Annotated in this window: 13 protein-coding genes; 5 read left to right on the plus strand and 8 right to left on the minus strand. The window is 59.3% G+C overall.

All coding sequences use genetic code 11. From position 1 onward, the window contains the following. Window positions 1-52 precede the first annotated feature (52 nt). Complete coding sequence (locus FSO04_RS09635; RefSeq protein WP_154559469.1) at window positions 53-1,225, minus strand: glycosyltransferase family 4 protein; 1,173 nt, start codon at window positions 1,223-1,225, stop codon at window positions 53-55. Between the two features lie 136 nt (window positions 1,226-1,361). Beyond that, window positions 1,362-2,519: a glycosyltransferase family 4 protein gene (locus tag FSO04_RS09640; RefSeq protein WP_233464794.1), complete on the minus strand. Its 1,158-nt coding sequence runs from the start codon at window positions 2,517-2,519 to the stop codon at window positions 1,362-1,364. Window positions 2,520-2,999: 480 nt separating this feature from the next. Here FSO04_RS09640 and FSO04_RS09645 point away from each other — a divergent pair, with 480 nt between their 5' ends. After that, window positions 3,000-4,661: a glycoside hydrolase 5 family protein gene (locus FSO04_RS09645; protein ID WP_154559471.1), complete on the plus strand. Its 1,662-nt coding sequence runs from the start codon at window positions 3,000-3,002 to the stop codon at window positions 4,659-4,661. Window positions 4,662-4,713: 52 nt separating this feature from the next. Here the strand turns inward: FSO04_RS09645 and wbaP are convergent, their stop codons facing one another. From wbaP to FSO04_RS09660, 3 genes are all read right to left on the minus strand, one after another. Further along, window positions 4,714-6,195: an undecaprenyl-phosphate galactose phosphotransferase WbaP gene (wbaP, locus tag FSO04_RS09650; protein ID WP_266239599.1), complete on the minus strand. Its 1,482-nt coding sequence runs from the start codon at window positions 6,193-6,195 to the stop codon at window positions 4,714-4,716. Between the two features lie 45 nt (window positions 6,196-6,240). Next, a complete protein-coding gene (locus FSO04_RS09655) occupies window positions 6,241-7,461 on the minus strand; it encodes a glycosyltransferase family 4 protein (RefSeq protein WP_154559472.1) in 1,221 nt (406 codons plus the stop codon). Between the two features lie 184 nt (window positions 7,462-7,645). Beyond that, a complete protein-coding gene (locus FSO04_RS09660) occupies window positions 7,646-9,133 on the minus strand; it encodes a lipopolysaccharide biosynthesis protein (protein ID WP_154559474.1) in 1,488 nt (495 codons plus the stop codon). Between the two features lie 283 nt (window positions 9,134-9,416). On the opposite strand from FSO04_RS09660, the gene FSO04_RS09665 reads away from it, so the two are divergent. Beyond that, window positions 9,417-9,674: a hypothetical protein gene (locus tag FSO04_RS09665; RefSeq protein ID WP_154559475.1), complete on the plus strand. Its 258-nt coding sequence runs from the start codon at window positions 9,417-9,419 to the stop codon at window positions 9,672-9,674. A gap of 35 nt (window positions 9,675-9,709) precedes the next feature. On the opposite strand, the gene FSO04_RS09670 is transcribed toward FSO04_RS09665, so the two are convergent. Further along, window positions 9,710-10,519, minus strand: a complete 810-nt coding sequence (locus FSO04_RS09670; RefSeq protein ID WP_154559477.1) for a Crp/Fnr family transcriptional regulator — start codon at window positions 10,517-10,519, stop codon at window positions 9,710-9,712. A gap of 714 nt (window positions 10,520-11,233) precedes the next feature. Between FSO04_RS09670 and FSO04_RS09675 the strand changes: the two genes are divergently transcribed. Further along, window positions 11,234-12,742 carry a mannose-1-phosphate guanylyltransferase/mannose-6-phosphate isomerase gene (locus FSO04_RS09675; protein WP_325063517.1) on the plus strand — a complete coding sequence of 503 codons (1,509 nt, stop codon included), beginning with the start codon at window positions 11,234-11,236 and terminating at the stop codon, window positions 12,740-12,742. Window positions 12,743-12,747: 5 nt separating this feature from the next. Here FSO04_RS09675 and FSO04_RS09680 read toward each other — a convergent pair whose 3' ends face one another. Continuing rightward, window positions 12,748-14,193, minus strand: coding sequence for a sigma-54 dependent transcriptional regulator (locus tag FSO04_RS09680; RefSeq protein ID WP_154559530.1), 1,446 nt, complete (start codon window positions 14,191-14,193; stop codon window positions 12,748-12,750). A 756-nt stretch (window positions 14,194-14,949) separates the two neighbouring features. Here FSO04_RS09680 and FSO04_RS09685 point away from each other — a divergent pair. Continuing rightward, window positions 14,950-15,507 (plus strand): phosphatase PAP2 family protein, encoded by a 558-nt coding sequence (locus FSO04_RS09685; RefSeq protein ID WP_154559478.1) that lies wholly within the window; start codon window positions 14,950-14,952, stop codon window positions 15,505-15,507. 16 nt (window positions 15,508-15,523) lie between these two features. On the opposite strand, the gene FSO04_RS09690 is transcribed toward FSO04_RS09685, so the two are convergent. Then, a complete protein-coding gene (locus FSO04_RS09690) occupies window positions 15,524-17,410 on the minus strand; it encodes an alpha/beta hydrolase family protein (RefSeq protein WP_154559479.1) in 1,887 nt (628 codons plus the stop codon). Window positions 17,411-17,924: 514 nt separating this feature from the next. Here FSO04_RS09690 and sctQ point away from each other — a divergent pair. Continuing rightward, window positions 17,925-19,115, plus strand: coding sequence for a type III secretion system cytoplasmic ring protein SctQ (gene sctQ / locus FSO04_RS09695; protein ID WP_233464795.1), 1,191 nt, complete (start codon window positions 17,925-17,927; stop codon window positions 19,113-19,115). The last annotated feature ends 1 nt before the right edge of the window (window position 19,116 follow it).

A 19,116-nucleotide genomic window follows, 5' to 3' on the forward strand; every position in this document is an offset into this window, starting at 1 on the left:
GTCACCTATGGAACTGCCTGCCATGCGTGCTGCCGGCGGTCCGTGTCTGGGTCTATGTCATCCGCATGATATGTGCCAGCCGCTCCGCATAGCACTGAGGCAAAAATGGGCTAACGTCGTAACGCCGCTCCGGCGTAGCGAGATGCGCGGCAAGCCCATCAAGCGCCGCTCGAAGACTTTCAGGGTCATCGCGATACGTTATCTTGCTGCCGACGGCATTGCCAAAATCCAACCGATGAGCACCCTCCCGGATCAGCGTGGGCAACCCCAGCATTGCCGCCTCGACAATGACAAGCGGTGCGACTTCCATCCCCATTGACGGCAGGACGATCGCATCGGCAAAACGTCGCAGTTCCGAGAACAACCGGTCCTGCGGCAGGCTGCCGAAGAAAACAAGCTTTCCCGACTCGACCAGCGGCGCATATCGTCGCTCGATCTCTTCGCGGTCGGCACCGTCGCCGAAAACACCTATGCGCTCGATACGCGCAAAATCGATCGAGCTCGCGAGCGCGATAAATTCCGCGAGACCCTTCTCGCGTACAACGCGTCCGACAAATGCAAGGCTGAAGCGCTCCCGATCGCGCACGCTCACCGGCTTGTTCGTCACACCGACGACCGAGGGGTTGTAAAGGACCACCGTGTTGTCGATCCCTCTGCGATGCAAAGCCTCCTGCATGAAATCACTTGGACAAATTATCCGATCGAAGATGCGCTCTGGCTTGTACACCGCGCGCACTGTATGCCAGTAGGCTTTCGAAAAGATGTCATGGATTGCGCCTTTTGCGCTGACGCGCAACATCAAGACATGCCCCGTTTGCAACGCGTCGAGCGTCAAATGCTCGATATTGCCGTTCACCATGTAGTGCAGCGTCGGGTTGTAATAGATAAGATGAAAATCGTGACATGTCATATACGCAGCGTAACCTAACTCTCGCTTGTATCGAGCGATCACGCCGAGTACCGATGCTGATAAAGCATTGTGGTAGTTGTGGACAAGAATCCTATCCGGCCGGAAGGTGCCAAGGGTTTGCTTGAGCGCGCGCGCGGCCGCCAGGTTCCACGATCTGGATAGCAACGACAAACTCCCCTGGAATCGACTGACGTCAAAGCATTCCACTTCCACGCCGGACATTGCGCGTAGAAGGTCAGCGGACTGCCGATAGACGACCTCCGCCCCGCCCTTTTGCTCGAAATCGTTGATAACCAAGACTCTGTATTGCTGCATGCCTGCCTCTTGTCAAGCAAGCGCGGTGCGCTCCACCAAGCAAGAGTACTTGGTGGCATATGAAACGCTATGTTCGGAATCGCACCGAGGCTCAGGTTGCGGTCCTGATCCCTGGCTACCAGGCAAGCGTAACAAGTCAAAACCTTGATGCGACGGGAGGTGCGCAAACCGGGCGAGCGGCCCCGCCCGCCCCGAGCTGTTGCTCGAGAACATCCAGCAACTGACGTGCGGAGCGCTCCCACCGGAACTGGCGCGCATGCTCTCTGCCGCGTGCGCGCCAGACGTCGCGCAGCGCTGCGTCGCCCATCAACTGCGCCACTTTGTCGGCGATGTCTTCGACAGAGCGCGCGTCGCAATAGACCGCGGCATCGCCGCATATTTCCGGCAGCGAGGCTTCTCGCGATACAACCACCGGACAACCGCACAACATCGCCTCGAGCGGCGGCAAGCCGAAGCCTTCATAAAGCGAGGGAAACACAAAACAGGCCGCATTTTCATACAGCGCACGCAACTCACCGTCCGATACGAAGCCGGCGGCGACGATGTTCTCCGAGAGGTCGTAGCCCACCTTGGCTTTAGGATTGAAGATCCGCAAATCGCACCCGCCGACAACCACAAACTTCCAGTCGTGACGCTCACTCAGGTGCTCGATTGCGGCAAGCACACGGGCAAGGTTTTTTCCTACTGACAGATTGCCGACCACGAGGACATAACCGTCGTGCTGTAGATTCAGCCGTGACAAAATCAACTTGTCCGCCGCGATTCTGTCGAAATGGTCCACGCCATTCCAGACGACCGAAATACGCGACGCGTCTATCCCGAGACGCGCCATGATTCTTTTCTTCGAGAATTCCGACACCGTCACGATGTGACTGGCGCTGTGCTTCAAGATTGAAAACGCGAAGCGATACCAGAGTCTGAACTTCCAGGAATAGTTTTCCGGCAAATCGTAGACCGCCACGTCATGCATCATGACCACCTGACGACGTGCGAACAACGGCCCCATGTTGCAGAGGCTAAGCAGTGTTCGCCCGCCGGTCGCGAACGGCAGCGCAAGTTGCTCCCACGAAGAACCCTTCAACCAGCGCCCGACCGTTTTTGCTTTCGGCAGCGCGACGTCCGTGCGCGCGTCAACGGGAAGTAGCAACGGGAGGTCGGTGTCCTCGGGAAACAGTCGCTGAAACGCCATCGCCAGTTCATAGCCAACGCGTTGCACGCCAGTGATCCGCTGCGATGCGAATTTGCCGTTAATTGCAAACCCCGCAAAGGGTACCGGCCAGTTGCGACTTTGCATCGCGCCAGCGTCGGTTGGCGTCGCCGTCTGAACGGAAACAACTTTCCGATGAGTGTTGGATCGCTCCGCAAACTCGTCCATCAGATATCTCCCCAGATGATCCTGAGACCGCAGCGCCGTGCGCCCAGGTTTCGCCCGCGACGTTCGAATTACGTCGCCTGCCGATTTGTCGCACCATTCCGGCGTGCCAGACGGTGCGGGTGCCGAAGCCGGTCGCCAGCCATCCCAAGGCTGCATTAAGCAATCTTGCGGGAAGCTCCCTCAGTACGGTTTCACACACAAGGCCCGGCGGCAAACGTAAGCGCGCAGCCGACCGCTTTGAAAGTTCGATTCCGTACTGATGAGTGGAGCCGCGCACCCTATTTTGGTCTGGCCTGTCGCCCAGAAAAAGCGGCGTCCCGCGTGGCCTCTCAGCACCTGCATCTTTGCTCGTCGAACCGAACGGGCTATTTCCACGAGCGATCCAACGAGGATGATCCCATGCTGACGATTCACCTCCATCGAAGCCTTTTAAAACCATCCCTACTCCGGCGCACTACGCTGTCCGCATTCTTTTTTCTGGCTTTCTCGAGCGCCTCATATGCTCAGTTTCAGATACGCCTCGCTAGTCCGCCGGGCTCACTAGTCATGCCGATAAACGGAAAGAAGATCGTCCGGTTCGTCGTCGCGACGCCGGACGATATGCGCCAGGCAAAGTTAACGGTCAGCGTGTTCCCCTATGACAGCAACGGCAAATTGATGCCGGCTGCGCTCACCACGTACCAGAAAGCCATCAGCGACATACCGGGAGGCAAGGCGATCGACGTCGGCATAGCCGTACCGCGCTCTGGTTTGTTCCGCGTCGACGCGACCTTCAAATCGCCGGATGGAGAAACGCTCGACAAGACAGCGACCACGCTGGCCGTCGTCACGAAACGCGACGACGTGGGGCCTTCCGACTTCGGTGTCGTCACCCATTTTGCTCAGGGCGGCACACCGCCGCCTTCGGTACTGTTGCCGCTCGTCAAGCAGGCCGGGTTCTCGTGGATTCGAGACGAACTCTATTGGGAGGCAATCGAACGAACGCCAGGACGCTTTAACTTTCCCGCGCGTTTCGATACGTACCTTGCCGCATGTGCCCAGTTCGGTATTTCGCCTTTAGTCGTTCTCGACTACGGTAACCCGGTTGCATACCCGGCGCTCTTTTCGCAATCGAACTTTCCGCAGTCACCCGAGGCCCGGGCGCGGTTTGCCCGATACGTTGATGCTGTGGTCGCCCGGTACGGTAGGACGGTTAAGCATTGGGAGGTTTGGAACGAGCCGGATTTCGGCAAGATCAACTACCCCACCTACCTTGCCCTTTTGAAGGACACGTTCGGCGCCATCAAGCAACGCAGTCCGGACGCATCCGTGATTTCCTGCGGCGGCGGCGGCTCGGGCGGCGGCCCGGGGGGTGATTGCATTGTTGGATTGATGAAGGGCGGAGGGCTGAACGACCAGGACGGCTTTAGCGTACATCCCTATATGCCGCCCAATACGCCAGAGAGAGGCTATCGAGCCACGGGCGCGCCGATCGATTTCGTGAGCATTCCAACGGTGTGGCCCTACCTGAAACGACTGACTGCAGACAATGTGAAAGCAGATGGGCGACCACTACAGATTTGGGTGACGGAGTTAGGCTGGCCTGTGAATCCTAAAGACCCGGGGCAAGATGAAGCAACGCAGGCGTCCAATCTCGTGCGCACCTATTTGCTGTCGCGGCGCTATGGCACGGTCAAGGTGGTGTTTTGGTACGACTTTGTCGACGATGGCACCGACGTCAACAACATCGAGCACAACTTTGGCTTGCTGCACCACGATTTGACGCCCAAACCGGCGTTCGTCGCTGCTTCCGTATTGAGCAGCACGGTCGGCGAGCGTAACTGGGCAAAGGCGCTAGTCGACGCGGAGAGCGTCAAGGCGTATCAGTACGGAACCGATGATCCAGTCGTCGTCGGCTGGACCACCGATGGCAAGGAAAGTACGGCCTCCTTACACCTGCCGGCCGGAAGATATGTTCAGCGCGACTGGCAAGGTGTCGATACGCCTGTAACGATCACCGCACAAAGCTTCGACTGGCGAGTGGGCCCGATGCCCCGTTACCTCATTGCGGATCGACAGTAACCTACGATGTCGTCGGTCCGAGTAGCCGGCGCCGGTATCCGCACCCCGTAGATCAGTATGCGCCGTCGCGCCGGATCACCACGGCGACCGTCTTCAACATGATCATGATGTCGTACCAAAGCGACCAGTTTTTCACATACCACGCATCCAGGAAAACGCGCCGCGCGTAATCCGTATCATTGCGACCGCTCACCTGCCAGAGACCCGTCATGCCCGGCTTTGCCAAAAAATAGTAAGCGGATTCCTCACCGTACCGGACGATCTCCTTTTCGATTACCGGGCGCGGTCCCACAAGGCTCATATCCCCGCGCAGCACGTTCCACAACTGCGGCAATTCGTCGAGGCTTGTTTTGCGCAGTAGCGCACCAATTGACGTGATCCGGACATCGTCCTTCAGTTTGAAATCCTTCTCCCATTCGGCCCTTGCGACTGGATCGCGTTCGAGCAATTCCTTCAGCACCTTCTCGGCGTCAGGCACCATCGAACGGAATTTGTAGCAGTTGAATTTTTTGCCGTTTTGTCCGATACGCGTGTGCCCAAAAAACGCAGAACTACCATCCTTGGCCACCAGGGCCGCAATGATCGCGAAGATGGGCAGCAGCATGAGTAACAGAAATCCTCCCACCACGACGTCGAAGCTCCGCTTGAGAACTCTGGCCGAAAAACGCGCGAGGTTGTTTTGCACGCGCAACATCATCACTTCATGGCCGAAGAAGTACGATATGTCGGTACCGCATAACGGCACGCCACGCATTGACGCCATCACAGTGACGTCGCGAATGCCGTACTTCGTGAGTCCACGAACCCACATATCGCGCAAAGCGCGGTGATCGTGCTCCAGCGCTATCACAACCTGTATGCCAGGCAACGATCTGAACGTCGCGGGGGTAATGCCCTGCAGAATGGGGGCGTCCGAGACAAAGATCGCCTCTTTGTCCACAGCAGCCTGGGCGTCCGGCGCGACATAGGCGATCACGTCCACACCCAGAAACGACTGGTTCGACAGTGCCCGCCTGGCTTCCAACGCGCTTTCCCCACACCCGACAATGAGCGTCGGCCTTTTCCACAGGTTTGCCCAGTCGAGTGCGCGCTTTGTCACCGATCGGAACACGGGCACGCAGATCAGGGCGCCGCTCCAGGTCAAGGCCCACCATCCGCGCGAAAACGTACCTTTGGCCAGCGCGGTAAGCGCCAGATGAATGACCGCGAGCACGATCAACATCCGGAAAATCTCCTGGAGCTCACGCCACATGGGCCTGCGACAGGAGTAGTGCCGCAACCTCGCCCAGAACCACACGGTTCCAATACAGGCTAGCGCCAGGTAGATCAGCATGGGCTGATGTGAAAAGATCGACCACACGCTCTTCTGCGACTCGGCGACAAAGCTGCCCAGCACGCGATTCGTCACCAGGAGTGCCACAGTAAAGCCAACAATGTCCGCGGCCGCCAGTGCGACTTTATTCGTCAGGGCAGGAAATGGAGTGACGCCCAGTTCAGGCAGTGATGCGTATTCGATTCTGATGGTTGAGTTCACTTGGCATTTCCTCGTGTTGAGCAGCCGGCAGACCTTCCAGACCGATTAGGATGGAAGCGAAGTCACGCCAAACTCCGCCGGTTCTTCTTCGACTGCCATGGCGCACACCGGCGGTCGAATTGACGCACGGAGCTTGCGCCAGACGCGAGAATTCCGGTGCGATTCCATGGCCTTCAGGACGACTGCGAGGAACCCCCGACGAAAAGCCGCCTCGGAAAACCGCTCCGCATTGGCGCGACAACTGTCGGGCAAAAATTGATCGGCGCTCGCTTCAAATCTGCGTACCGCAGCTTGCACTGATTCGACTGTCTGCTCGTCGAAGAACACACCCGTCGGCTGCGGCTGTGTGTCGTCGATCACCGTTTCACACGCCCCGCCCTTACCGAACGCAATCACAGGGGTGCCGCATGCCTGTGCCTCCACAATCGAGATGCCGAAGTCTTCCTCTGCAGCGAATACAAATGCCCGCGCACGCTGCAGGTAGTCCCTGAGGACGGGGAAGGGCTGATGCCCCAGGATTACGACGTTGGGTCCCGCCTTGGAACGGATCTTTTCCATATCGGGACCGTCCCCGATCACCACCAGCGAACGTTCAGGCATGGCCGAAAAGGCCTCCACTACCAGATCCACCTTTTTGTACGGCACCATTCTGGAGACCGTGACGTAAAACGACTCCTTGTGCGTGCCTAACTCGAACGCTTCGGTGTCTACCGGGGGGTAAACGACTGTCGCATCGCGGCGGTAAACACGATTGACACGGCGCGCAATAAAGTCCGAATTGGCAACGAACGTATCGACTCCGTTCGCCGTACGCACGTCCCACGTGCGTATGTAGTGCAGCGCGACGCGCGCGAACAACGAACGAAAGCCCTTCAGCAGATTCGCTTCCGTCAGGTACTGATGCTGCAGATCCCACGCATAGCGGATGGGCGAATGAACATAGCTGATATGAAGTTGATCGGGTCCTACCAACACGCCCTTCGCAACGGCATGCGAACTTGAAAGAACGAGATCGTAAGCAGACAGGTCAAACTGCTCGATCGCTAGCGGAAAGAGCGGCAAATAATTACGGTACTTGCGTTTGGCGAACGGCAGCTTTTGCACGAACGAGGTCGTCGCCCTCTTCCCTTTCAAAAAAGCACGATCATCCATGAAGTCGATCAAGCTAAAGACATCGGCTTCAGGAAAGCATTCGAGCATCTGTTCAACCACGCGTTCGGACCCGCCAAATGTCACTAACCATTCATGAACAATTGCAACCCGCATCGCGATACCTCCATGATTGAACGGTTCAGCAACCGTGGCACGGTCATGCCGCAGTGCGCCATTACTGCCGATCCTAGGCGGCACCTTGCTACCCTTCGGTTCGGATTCGCACAGAAGGCCTTCCGGCTGAACGATGAATTTGCGACGTCACCGACGATCGCGTCGAAGAGAACATGCAACGCGTTCAGTTGAAGACGAGACGCCCGGCGAGACTGCGCGCTTTGCGTTGCGAGATCGGTGAGACAGCCACGGCGGCCACCATCATTGACAGCCACATGAGGAGAAGGAAAACGAAAATCTGAGTTCTAGATGCGCGAAGCAGGGTTGTGTAGTGAAATGCGAAGCCTACTAATCCCGTCGCCACAGTGCGCGCGACCATATCCCTGTACCACCTCACGTTGATACCTGGCAGGAATTTGCGGTGCACGATACTGACCCAGACGAGCACCCGGAACAGACCTAACGCAAGCCACGCGTAAGCCACGCCGACTGCCCCATTGTTGAGCGAACCCAGGAAAACGGCCGGTACGAGAATCACCAGGAATGCGACGTTACCCTTGATCTGCAGGGACAGATTTCCTTGCGCGCATTGCACGAGGAAAGCCAACTCCGCAATAGCGGAACATGCGTTACCGATCGCATAGCACTGCAGGACACGCCAGGCTTCCGGCGTCGAGGGCGCGCTCGCTGACCACAGCCTGAGAACGAGGTCAGGCGCTATCGCAAAGATCATTGCAGCAGGAATGACCACGATCATCGTGATCTCGCTCGCGAGCAGATAGCTCGGTATGATGTTCCGGCTATCGCCCACGCCGTTGGCGGCAAAGCGCGGAATAAACGCCTGCTGGACCGGATTGGCCAGCAGCAGGATACCGCTGGCGAGAAGCGTGGCCATGCTAAATACGCCGAATGCTTGCAGAGACAGAACCTTCGACAGAATGACCTTGTCGATCTGCGTGGTGGTCGCCCACACGAGCGCGGAGAACGCGATGGACAGTGACAATCTTGCGCGCGCCGATAATGCGGCGCGCGAAAACGTTCGCGTGAGTAGCGGCGCTTTTATCACGCGGGCAAGCAGCAATCGCATGACCAGACTTTCGCCGGCAATTGCGCCCAGTTGCCACAGGAAAAAAACGTCGATTTGCGGCCACCTCGCGATGACGGGAACAACGAGCGCAGCCCGGATGACGGCAAAGCCCACAACCACTCCGTTGAGCGTGGCTTGCCTGTCTATGCCCACCATGCCTGCTCGATAGACCGAAGAAAGCCAACGCGACGAAGCGGTTAAAACCATCAAGACAAACGCGCTTTCGATTTCGTGCGCAGGCAACCCCGCCGCGTGCAACCAGTCTTTCGCAAAGAACGGTGCCACCAGCAAAGAAAGCACGAAGAGCAGCGTGCACATGGCCGCCACGAATTTTTCGAGTGACTGCAGGAGGACACTCGCCTCCTTCCTTGATGCTTCATCCTGCGCGCGCGCAAGTTCGCGACACAATGTGGGCGAAAGTCCAAGATCCAATATCTGCACCCACGCTTGCAACGCGGCATTGAGCGCGATCAGACCATACGCTTCGACGCCAAGATATCGAACGTACGCCGGCACCATGACGATGCCGAGCGCAACGGTAGCAATCTGGCCAGCATAGTTGGCGAGCAGGCTGCGTCTAAGCATCGTCGTAAGAGGAGGAGGGAATACATTGCGCAGTGACTGTAGCCGCCCCAAATCATGAGCAATGTGCGAATGCGAACACAGCCCCTTCCGGCGACTCCGCATCAGGATCACTACAAAGTGGTTCGGATGCCGAATCGTAACCGGCCACCGCCCGATCGCAGACCACGGGCTATTCGTCGAATAGCGGCGAATATTGGCAGTTCTTTCAAAAATGCCCGGCCCGAGCCGTATGTCACACTATGACTGTCAACCCATTATTCCGCGCGACACAGCGCGACTTTTCGTGGACGCCATGCGCCTTTTGACCATCCTTGCCATACTCGAAATCGTTGCGGTAATTTTTGCCGTATCGTTATGCGTGGCGGCGCGGCGCACCGATGAACGAACGGAACGCGCGCTATCGCACGACGAAGTCGAGGCCCGACGGCAGGTTGCCGACGTGCGTCGGCACGTGCGGCGGGCCCCGTTCCGCAAGCGCATGACGTGGCGCTGGCTGGCGGCCGTGCTGCGAACGCGCGATCATGACAAAAGCGGCAACTGACTCTGGGTGCTGCGCCGCCACGTGACTTTCAGACGTCAACGTCCGCTACAGACCACCTGGCGTTCGCGCTCCCTGTCTCTGCGGTACACGGGCGGTGGCGAGGCAATCGGTGTGGCCCCTTCTTTCTCTGCCGCACTAGCGAGCAGCAGCCGGCGGAATTCCCGTTTGACGATCCCATAGCACTCGCAGGCATGCTCTTCCAGACCTTCGCGGTCGAGTACGGTAATGTGACCACGACGCATGCTGATGAGTCCGGCGTCCTGGAGCTTGCCCGCCGCTTCCGTCACGCCCTCGCGACGGACGCCGAGCATGGTCGCGATCAGTTGCTGGGTGACGACCAGTTCGTCCGACTTCAGCCGATCATGGGTGAGCAGGAGCCAGGAGCTCACCTGCTTGACGATGTGATGGTGCCTGTTGCAAAGCGCATTCTGAGCGATCTGGGTGAGTAACGCCTGGATGTAAAGCAGCATCAGCTTATGCACGGGGCCATGCTGCTCGAACTCGCGCTTGAATATCTGGGCGCTCATGGAGTAGGCATAGCCGCCGCTGCGCACTTCGATACGGTTGGGCATGGTCGCGCCGCCCATCAACACCGGAACGCCGATCACGCCTTCGTTACCGACAGCGGCCACCTCCGCAGTCGCGCCGTCCGCCATCAGAAAGAGCATCGACACAATCGCCGTAGTCGGGAAATACACGTGTTTGACGGTTTCGCCTGAGTCCGAGAGTAATTCACCAGCGCGTAGTCGCTGAAGCTTGAGGTGAGGAGCCATCAATGCCATCTCGGGCTCCGGTACGACGGCTAGCAGGTGATTCGCGAATGGATAGTTCGTAAAGTCGAGCATGGTCGTTTCCTGCCGGTCTTAGCACACCAAAAGGCATGCAGAGTGTGAGGGCAACGGTTTACCGCCTAAAAATTACTGCACTGCGATAGTCCACTGAAGTGCCCGGTAGAAATGCCCGAAGGCATTACCCCATGGGCATTCCTTCTTTAGCCAGAGGCGTGCCATACGTTTCAAACGACTGTTTTTAAAGGACTTTATTAATAGATGTCGATCGGGCGCCGGATTCGGTCCGCGAACCGTCTCATATCTGAACAACTTTGCGGGCTCAGCGAATTTCTGTGGCGCGGCGCAATAATTGCTGCGACGCGGTGCGTTTCGAGATAGACGTACGCCCTGCGGGCTATGGCGGAAGATAGGGTTCGCAATACGCCCCGCGAGCGCGAGAGAGGGCAGCGCCGAACTGCCGAGTTCGAACCAAAAGTGTCTCAGTTCTGAACCATGCTTAAACTCCAGACATCACGTCTTGATGATTAATTCGCTATCCTGCGTTCCTCTTTCTAATCATACGAATCATCACTTTAAACGACGCGCGGATTAGCGTGGCTAACCATGCTTCGCGTATTACATAACCACGTCGCAAACCGTTAAGTTCGAATCCGCACAGAGAGGCTCCTGTTACCGACATATGGTGTCCCCGTTACCACTTCGTTGTCTGAATCAGGGCGAGACCCTTCGCAATGACGAAGGCTTGCCCACCTAAAACGGAGCCGCCGGATGACTATCGCATTTGCGCCTCAATCGAAACTGCTGCAGTTCACGTCCATGACTGACGAGCGACTATCGATCCAGCCGGTGATTCTGGCGGGCGGGGCCGGCACGCGACTGTGGCCCCTCTCCCGCGAGCAATATCCGAAAGAACTCATCGAGCTGATTGGTGAGGAGTCCCTGCTGGCCACGACCGCACGACGCCTTGATGGCCTTGAAACGTTGTGGCCGATTTCCAGCACCCTGCTTTTAGTGTGTGGCGAGAATCATTGCCACATCAGTGCGGAACAGCTAGGCGAGTGCGGCAAACCGTCTCGCATTCTCCTTGAACCTTCAGCACACAACACAGCGCCTGCGCTTACTGCGGCGGCGCTGGAGGCGGTCGCCGGGGACAAGGATGCCGTGCTCGTTGTGATGCCTGCAGATCACGTTGTCCCCGACGCACCCGCATTCCAGGGCGCCGTGTCGCGCGCCGCGCACTATGCCGCCGACGGCGCCGTCGTCGCCATCGGCATCGTGCCCCGCCACGCCGAGCCGGGCTACGGATACATTCGGGTAGGCGTGCCGTTGGGAAGCGATGACGGCTTCGTCATCGACCGGTTCGTCGAAAAACCACACCGTGAGCTTGCGGAGCAGTACGTTCGGTCCGGCGAATATTGGTGGAACAGCGGCATCTTCGTTGTCCGGGCTTCGGTCTGGCTATCGGTTATCCATGAGCTGCACCCGGCGATTTACGCCGCCTGCGAGGCCGCACACCGCAACCGTTCACTGGTCGGCAAGTTCGTGCATCTCGCTGCGAGAGACTTCGACGGTTGTCCTGACGAATCGATCGATTACGGTGTCATGGAACGACTCGGCGAATGTAAGGGCACCTGCGGCGTTGTTGTGCCGATGGATTCGTCGTGGTCCGATGTCGGCTCATGGGATGCCGTCTGGCAGATGATGCCGAAGGATTCGAGTGGAAACGTGGCGCGCGGCCGGGTCATCTTCGAAGACACCGTCAACACCTTTGTGCACTCCCAAGGTCGTCTCATTGCGTGCGTTGGTTTGAACGGCGTAGTAGTCGTCGAAACAGCGGATGCGATCCTCGTCGCGGACAAGCAGAGCGCCCAGCAGATCAAGTCCGTCGTGTCACGTATTCGTGCTGAGCACGGTTCAGAAGCGGATCACCATCGCATGGTGCATAGGCCGTGGGGTTTTTACGATTCGCTGGACTCGGGCGATCGCTTTCAGGTGAAGCGTATCGTCGTCAAGCCGGGCGGCAGCCTGTCTCTGCAGATGCATCACCACCGGGCAGAGCATTGGGTTGTCGTTCGCGGGACAGCGCAGGTGACGTGCGGCGAAAAGACCTTCCTGCTCAGTGAAAATCAGTCCACCTATATTCCGCTCGGCACGGTGCATCGCCTGAGCAACCCGGGCAAGACAGCGCTTGAGATGATCGAGGTGCAGTCCGGTACGTATCTGGGCGAAGATGACATTGTCAGGTTCGAGGACAACTATGGACGCATGCATTCCTGACGCGCTCAATCTTTGCGCCGGGTGTTGCCCACTTTGGCGTAGCGATCCTCCCACGCTTCCTGTTCCGCGTCGCATGCGGCGGGGACATCCGGGCATCGCGTGGAAGCGGCAATGCCGTCCCGATGCGCACGGCCGTCGTGGTTCGCCATTAGCCGGTAGAGTGTCGCACGCGAGATGTCGAGCTCGCGTGCTGCGTGAAGTGACCGGCCGCGATGACGACGCAGGGCCGCTGCAATGGCATTTCGTTCCGCGGCTTCGCGCACCTGGGTCAGCGTGTTGTCGCCTTCGCTCAACAGATAGTCCAGTTCCAGCTCGGCCGGGCCAAGCACGCGCCTATCCGACATCACGATCGCACGACGGACGCGGTTCACGAGTTCGCGAACATTACCGGGCCAGCTATGCGCGTACATCGCCTTAATCGCTTCACCGGAGAATCCGCGGATCCGATGAGCGGCGTCGGCGCGGTATTTTTCCAGTATGTGATATGCGAGTACCTCGATGTCCTCGCCACGCTCCCTGAGCGGTGGCTCCGCTATGCGCAGCACACACAGCCGGTGATAGAGATCTTCGCGAAACGTTTGCTCGGCGACGGCCTTTTCGAGCGCGACATTAGTTGCGGAAATGATCCGCACGTCCACATCGATGGACTCCGTACTACCGAGCCGCTGAATCTTCCTGTCCTGCAGAAAACGCAGCACGATAGACTGACTTTCGAACGGCAAATCACTGATCTCGTCGAGGAACAGCGTCCCGCCGTGCGCGGCCTCGATGCGGCCAATTTTGCGTTGGAACGCACCCGTGAAGGCTCCACGTTCATACCCGAACAACTCGGATTGCACGAGATGATAGGGAAGCGCCCCGCAATTGATTGCTACCAAGGGGCCATTGCGCCGCACCGAACGCTTGTGGATAGCCACGGCCGTCAATTCTTTACCCGTGCCCGACTCGCCGGAAATCAGCACGGGTGCGTCGCTGTTCGCAACTTTGGTTATGGCGCGAAACAGCTCTTTCATCGTACGACAGGTACCGACCATTTCATTGTCAACCGTGAGCGGATCTGGTTCCGTGCTGAGTACCATCATGCCATGCTCATGCCCAATGGTATCGACAAGGCTGTCGAGCTCATAAGGAACGGTGACAAACCGTGAGAAATACCGTCGGATCACACTGCGCTGAAGTTCGTTCGTTAGCTGAGGCACGGCGAGGATGCCGACCCAGCCTATCCCCCCCGTGGCGAAGCAGGATTGGAAACTGGCAAGTTCGCGTGACGAGAAGCCGCTCGCGAAGTCGAACACGCCTACGGTTGGATGGTGCGCGGCGAGATAAGCCCTGGCCGCCCGACCGGATCTCAGCGGCGCAACCTCCCAGCCACGTTGTCCGAGTTTGTCGCACAGACTCCGCTCGGGTGAACGGGACACATAAACTAACGATCGATAAGATTGGTTGTCCAAATCGGAACCTTTTCCTGTTGATGATCCTTTACCCAGGACTGCCAGGACTATCACCCCATTTGGTATGCGGATTGTTGAAATTGTCGTATGCGGATCCGTAAATAAAATCGACTTCCACGCAACAGCAATTCTTGTCGACTGGTCGGGTAGGTTGTACGTCACCAACTCAGGTGCTAACTATCAGACAAAACACGCAGCTTCCAGACTCCGTAGGAAGCTTTAATAAAATAAGACGAATTACACCTTTTTCACGCCACTTAGGGTTGTCCATTATGCGCATCAACATCCGCCAAACTATCGCTCTTATTGGCGCCGTGCGCCTGACCAACTGGGCGCGAATCACCGCATTCCTAATCAATCAACAGGAAACGCCGGGGTCGCACTGGAGATCGCGATATGCAGTTGGCAGCGCTGCGATGATGACCAGGCGCACCGAGCGAGTCGACATAGCGGGTCGGTCCCTGTGGGTTGCGTGCCGCGCGTTGCGAGTCACGCAGCCATGTTATATGGAAAAAAATTGAACGGCGTGTGACAGGCGCGAACGCTCTGGGTAGTGTGGCCGCTGAGCGCAGCATTTACCCGCTTGCGTAGCGCCGGATTGCGCGGAATGCCATTGCGCCAGGTCGCACCAAATCGCGCAATTAGTTTCTAACTAGACAAATGATCTGTCTGACATAAGGAGTTACTGTGCGGCTGCTATCTTATGTCACCAACTTCGGCGATCCTTACCTGACGTCGCTCCTCGCGGGTGTCGTCATGCTGTGGCTTGCAGCGACGCGGGCGTGGCGACCATTGCTTGCCTGGACGTGCTGTTTTAGTTTGGGAGTATTGGCCGTCGCAGCAAGCCGGATTGCCCACGCAGCCTGGGGGGTCGAAATACCCGCGCTGAACTTTGCGGTCATCAGCGGTCATTCCATGCTGGCCAGCGCGGTCTATCCAACGACTTTTGGCCTCTGCGCGACTCAGGCGAAACCACGCACTATTGCGCTGGCTTATCTTTTCGGCCTCGCTTGCGCATTAGCGATCGGCGTATCGCGGGTCCTCATGGGCTTGCATTCAACCGCCGAAGTCGTGACCGGATGGCTGCTCGGCACGCTTATCGCCGGCATGACGTGCAGCCTGATGGCTCAGTCACGTGTCCGCACCTTTTCAGTCGGGAAATTCTCGATGCACGACTCCACGCCGTTCGCCGCGGTCGCTATGGCGCTCATCGTGATTTGTCACGGCAAGGTCGTGCCCGTTTCCAGCTGGCTCGACAGCAACGCGTCCGAAGTGACGCAATGGAGCAAAGCGCAAGCGGTTGAACCGCGCTAGACAGAACTGTGTCGCGTCATGCCGAGTTTTTGGCCCGGGGAGAACTTGCTGGGACGTCCGATTCGCGACTCGCGCTTCTATTTTTTCCAGCGCCGATGCCGGCATGAGCTGGGCGCGATGCAACTGCGGCGCCGACCGCTTTCGTTGCAGGGGAGACTTTGTCGTCTGTGGCGGCGCTATGGAATACTGCGCGTAGCAGCTCCTCACATACGGCTATCACATCTTCCCGTGCAATTCGACTCAGCACCTCATGATCCATGGTGCGAACAATGAGTGCATGCGCACGCGAGAGCTTTTTCAAACGGCGACCATTCACACCAAAGTGCATATGAAGTTCGCCGAGGCTATGGTCCCGCGGGCTAAAGAGCAGGCGAACGTGAACACCGTCCGCGTCCAGTCGCTGAAACAGTTTGCGGACCTCGTGGCTTTCCGTCGCCGGGCACAGCACTTCGCCACTCCAGGCCGCCACCATGTCCTGTACATACGCAATTGCGTGTCGCCACATCGTGCGCAGGGCGGGTCCAAGCCGCGCGTGGCCGCGGATCACCTCGAGCCACTTCCCGGCGCGCATCATGGAGCGCAGATAGACTCGCGGCGACCCCGGCCTACGCTCGGCCGCGCCTTGCATCGTGCATCCGTCCGGCAGGACAAAGGCGACCGGATTGACCATAATGAGTCCACGCACCGCGCGGTTCAGTCTCGTCGCCTGCAACGCCGCGTATGCCCCCGCGCAGATGCCGAACACTACGACGTCTCGGTAACCGCGTCCGGCAAGCCAATCCGCCGCGCGGGACAGATCCCCCCCCATCGCATCGAGGACCGTTTGGCCAGGACCGCCGGTGCGTGCCGCAGAACAACTGTCGCCAAGCCCTTCGGCGTCGATTCGCAGCGACGCGAAACCGCGCTTCGCGAGTTCCCGTCCGAGCTCCACACCAAAACGTCCGTCGCCGACGTGATGCGTGGCGGCCGTATTGGCGATTAGAAGCACGGGCGTGTGCTCACGCGCTGTGCGCCGCATGGCAGGTTCACACAGGATGCAGAAAACACGCCCGCCCGCCACGTGCACCGGGTATTCCATGGCGGACGTGCTGACGAGAACCGGGCTCGCATCAACCGACACTGCCGGCGCCCGGATGCACCGCTCAACCCCCTCCGACAACCAGTCCGCCACCCTGTTCAGCAGTAATTCCGGGAGCTCGGTCAGCCATGCGGTCTGGAGTACCTGTGTGTAGTTCTCGAAGGCTACAGACTCCACGCAGGCGCCATTGCGTTCATAGTGGGCAACGAGCTGGTGACTGCCGTCGCGCTGGCCGCTGTGAGCGATCAGGATCCGCTGCGCGGGTACCTGTGCCTCGTTGCACAGGTCGAGGTCGCCGATTGTTTCAAGCGCCTGCACACTGACCCTATGGCCCAGGATGTCCCGCGCCCCAGGCTGCGTCTGCTCATGGTCTGCGCCAACACCTGCGGTCTGTTTCCAGGTCTGATTCAGGATGTTCATTTCGCGCCAAAAAAGACGCGTCGACCGAACCGGTGCGAGCATGGCGATCGATTCGATTTCGCGCTTGCGCGCCGCCCATGCAGCGACCGTTGCGCCCAAGCGAAACCCCGCGAGGGAAACCCGCTCTATGCCGGTGATGCTCCTCAAATAGTCGATTGCCTCGATAACTTCGTCCGCCCAATCGGAGGGACACACCAGACCTTCGCCATCAATGGAATCGCCTGTCCCCCGATAATCGAAACGCAAAACCGGAACGCCGCGTGCGGCCAGACGCTGCGCGAGTTCGCGCAGCGCTTGATGCAGCCACATTGCCTCGTGCCCGAAGGGGTTACAAAGCACCACACCCTTGTTACCGTCGGCCGGATGCAGCCAGCCAAAATGCCCATTGAAAATGACAGGTTTCATTGTTCTAAGCGCTGATAGCGGTTAACGTCTCGCGTCAGGGTTGGATTACCGAATGGCATGCTCGTTTTCTCAGACAGTACTAACGCGCCCAGTAAGCGCCGTTCCCCGCCAAAGTTAAGTGCGCTCTCACACACACGATCCGGCGCCCGAGCGATTGCCTCCTGTCCCGGCATCGGCTGCTCCGCCGCCGGCTCCGCGGCGCCCGCGCCCGAGACGACATCCGACGATTGACTTGCATCCCGATCAAATACTGTATAAATGCACAGTGCTGTTTTTATATTCGGAGACACAACTTCGTAGACACAATCCACACCCGCGCACCGCAGCGTCCTGAAACTACGAATTGCCGCGCCGCAGACGCCATGCACCGTCAATACAATCGACTGTCGAACCTGCTGATCCGCTACTGACGATCCGTTCTCCTTCCGCCGGCTTCCGCGATGAACAACTCGATCCTGCCGCGCGCACGCGGTCTTTCCGGTGAGCCGACCACCCCTGGTGAATGGGTTCGCTGATGCGACGCGACGCGGTCATGCCGCCCGCCGGACTCGCGACACCCTCCGCGCTCGACGCTTCGCCTCTCCTGCCGCGCCTCGCCGCGGCGGCGGCACGTGGGCTCACGCGCGCTTACACCGCGCAAGCGCCGCTTGCTGTGACGATCGGCACGACGCCGTATCAGCTCGCATGGCGCGCACATGCCGCGCCCGCTGACGACGCGCGCGCGTATCGTTTTGCTGTCGGGCCGGCGCACGGCACGCTATGGATCGACACGCTCGCGGAACACACATGGCTTGGCGACGCCGCGCACGAAGCCGTGCCCCCCGTGCTGCGCTGCGCGCTGCTGGCGGACCTGTGCGCCGGCATGATCGCAGGCTTGCAGGCACTCACGCGGCAGCACGTCGAACTACTGCCACCGCCCGTCGGCCAGCCCTTTAACGCGCCCGCTGCGGCCGCCGGCCACGAGTCCGAACCGTTTGCCGCGCGCGGCTGGCGGACGGACCCGGCCGCGCTTTGCTTCGAGTTGAGCCGCGCGCAAGACGGCTGGCGCTGTCACGGCGCCCTCACGTTCGACACGCCGGATGCGCTCGGCGTGTTTTTCGGCGGCGCACCGGCGCCGGCTGCCGGCGCGAGTACGACCTTCGCGCAACTGCCGGTGCCGCTCAAGTTTGAAATCGGCCGCACCGAACTGACGGTGGCGGAACTCTCGGACGTCGTGCGCGGCGACATCATCGCGATCGAGCGATGGCGCGCGAAAGGTCAGAACCTGCTCTGCTCGGCGCGCGTACCTGGTACACCCGGATGGGAAATCGAGGGGCGCCCGACAGGCAACCGAATCGTCGTCGAACGAATCAAGGAGATGCCGTTGGAACAGTCACAATCGCCTGACAACTCGCCCGCGCCGGCCACGTCGGCGGCCGGTGCGGCCGACGACGCGCCGCAGCAAGCCGGCGCGCGCCAGCTCGACACGCTCGCCATCGACCTGGGCTTCGAGCTGCCGTCCCGCTCGATGCCGCTCGCGGAACTCGGCGCGCTGCAGCCCGGCGCCGTGATCGAGATGGAACAGGGCATCAACCAGAGCGTCATCCATCTTGTCGCGAACGGCATGCTGATCGGCACGGGCACCCTGATCGCGGTCGGGCAGAAGCTCGGCGTGCGGGTCACCGCGATCAATCCGCCGGCGCCGCACAACGCACGCGAGCGCTAGG

This window comes from Paraburkholderia madseniana (assembly GCF_009690905.1).
Classification (GTDB): domain Bacteria; phylum Pseudomonadota; class Gammaproteobacteria; order Burkholderiales; family Burkholderiaceae; genus Paraburkholderia; species Paraburkholderia madseniana.

Bases quoted from the DNA above. Each gene is read 5' to 3' on its own strand.
- FSO04_RS09635 (WP_154559469.1), bottom strand. From the start codon at position 1,225: ATGCAGCAATACAGAGTCTTGGTTATCAACGATTTCGAGCAAAAGGGC.
- FSO04_RS09670 (WP_154559477.1), bottom strand. From the start codon at position 10,519: ATGCTCGACTTTACGAACTATCCATTCGCGAATCACCTGCTAGCCGTC.
- FSO04_RS09690 (WP_154559479.1), bottom strand. From the start codon at position 17,410: ATGAAACCTGTCATTTTCAATGGGCATTTTGGCTGGCTGCATCCGGCC.
- sctQ (WP_233464795.1), top strand. From the start codon at position 17,925: ATGCGACGCGACGCGGTCATGCCGCCCGCCGGACTCGCGACACCCTCC.
- FSO04_RS09660 (WP_154559474.1), bottom strand. From the start codon at position 9,133: ATGCTTAGACGCAGCCTGCTCGCCAACTATGCTGGCCAGATTGCTACC.
- FSO04_RS09675 (WP_325063517.1), top strand. From the start codon at position 11,234: ATGACTATCGCATTTGCGCCTCAATCGAAACTGCTGCAGTTCACGTCC.
- FSO04_RS09645 (WP_154559471.1), top strand. From the start codon at position 3,000: ATGCTGACGATTCACCTCCATCGAAGCCTTTTAAAACCATCCCTACTC.
- FSO04_RS09655 (WP_154559472.1), bottom strand. From the start codon at position 7,461: ATGCGGGTTGCAATTGTTCATGAATGGTTAGTGACATTTGGCGGGTCC.
- FSO04_RS09640 (WP_233464794.1), bottom strand. From the start codon at position 2,519: ATGCAAAGTCGCAACTGGCCGGTACCCTTTGCGGGGTTTGCAATTAAC.
- FSO04_RS09685 (WP_154559478.1), top strand. From the start codon at position 14,950: ATGCTGTGGCTTGCAGCGACGCGGGCGTGGCGACCATTGCTTGCCTGG.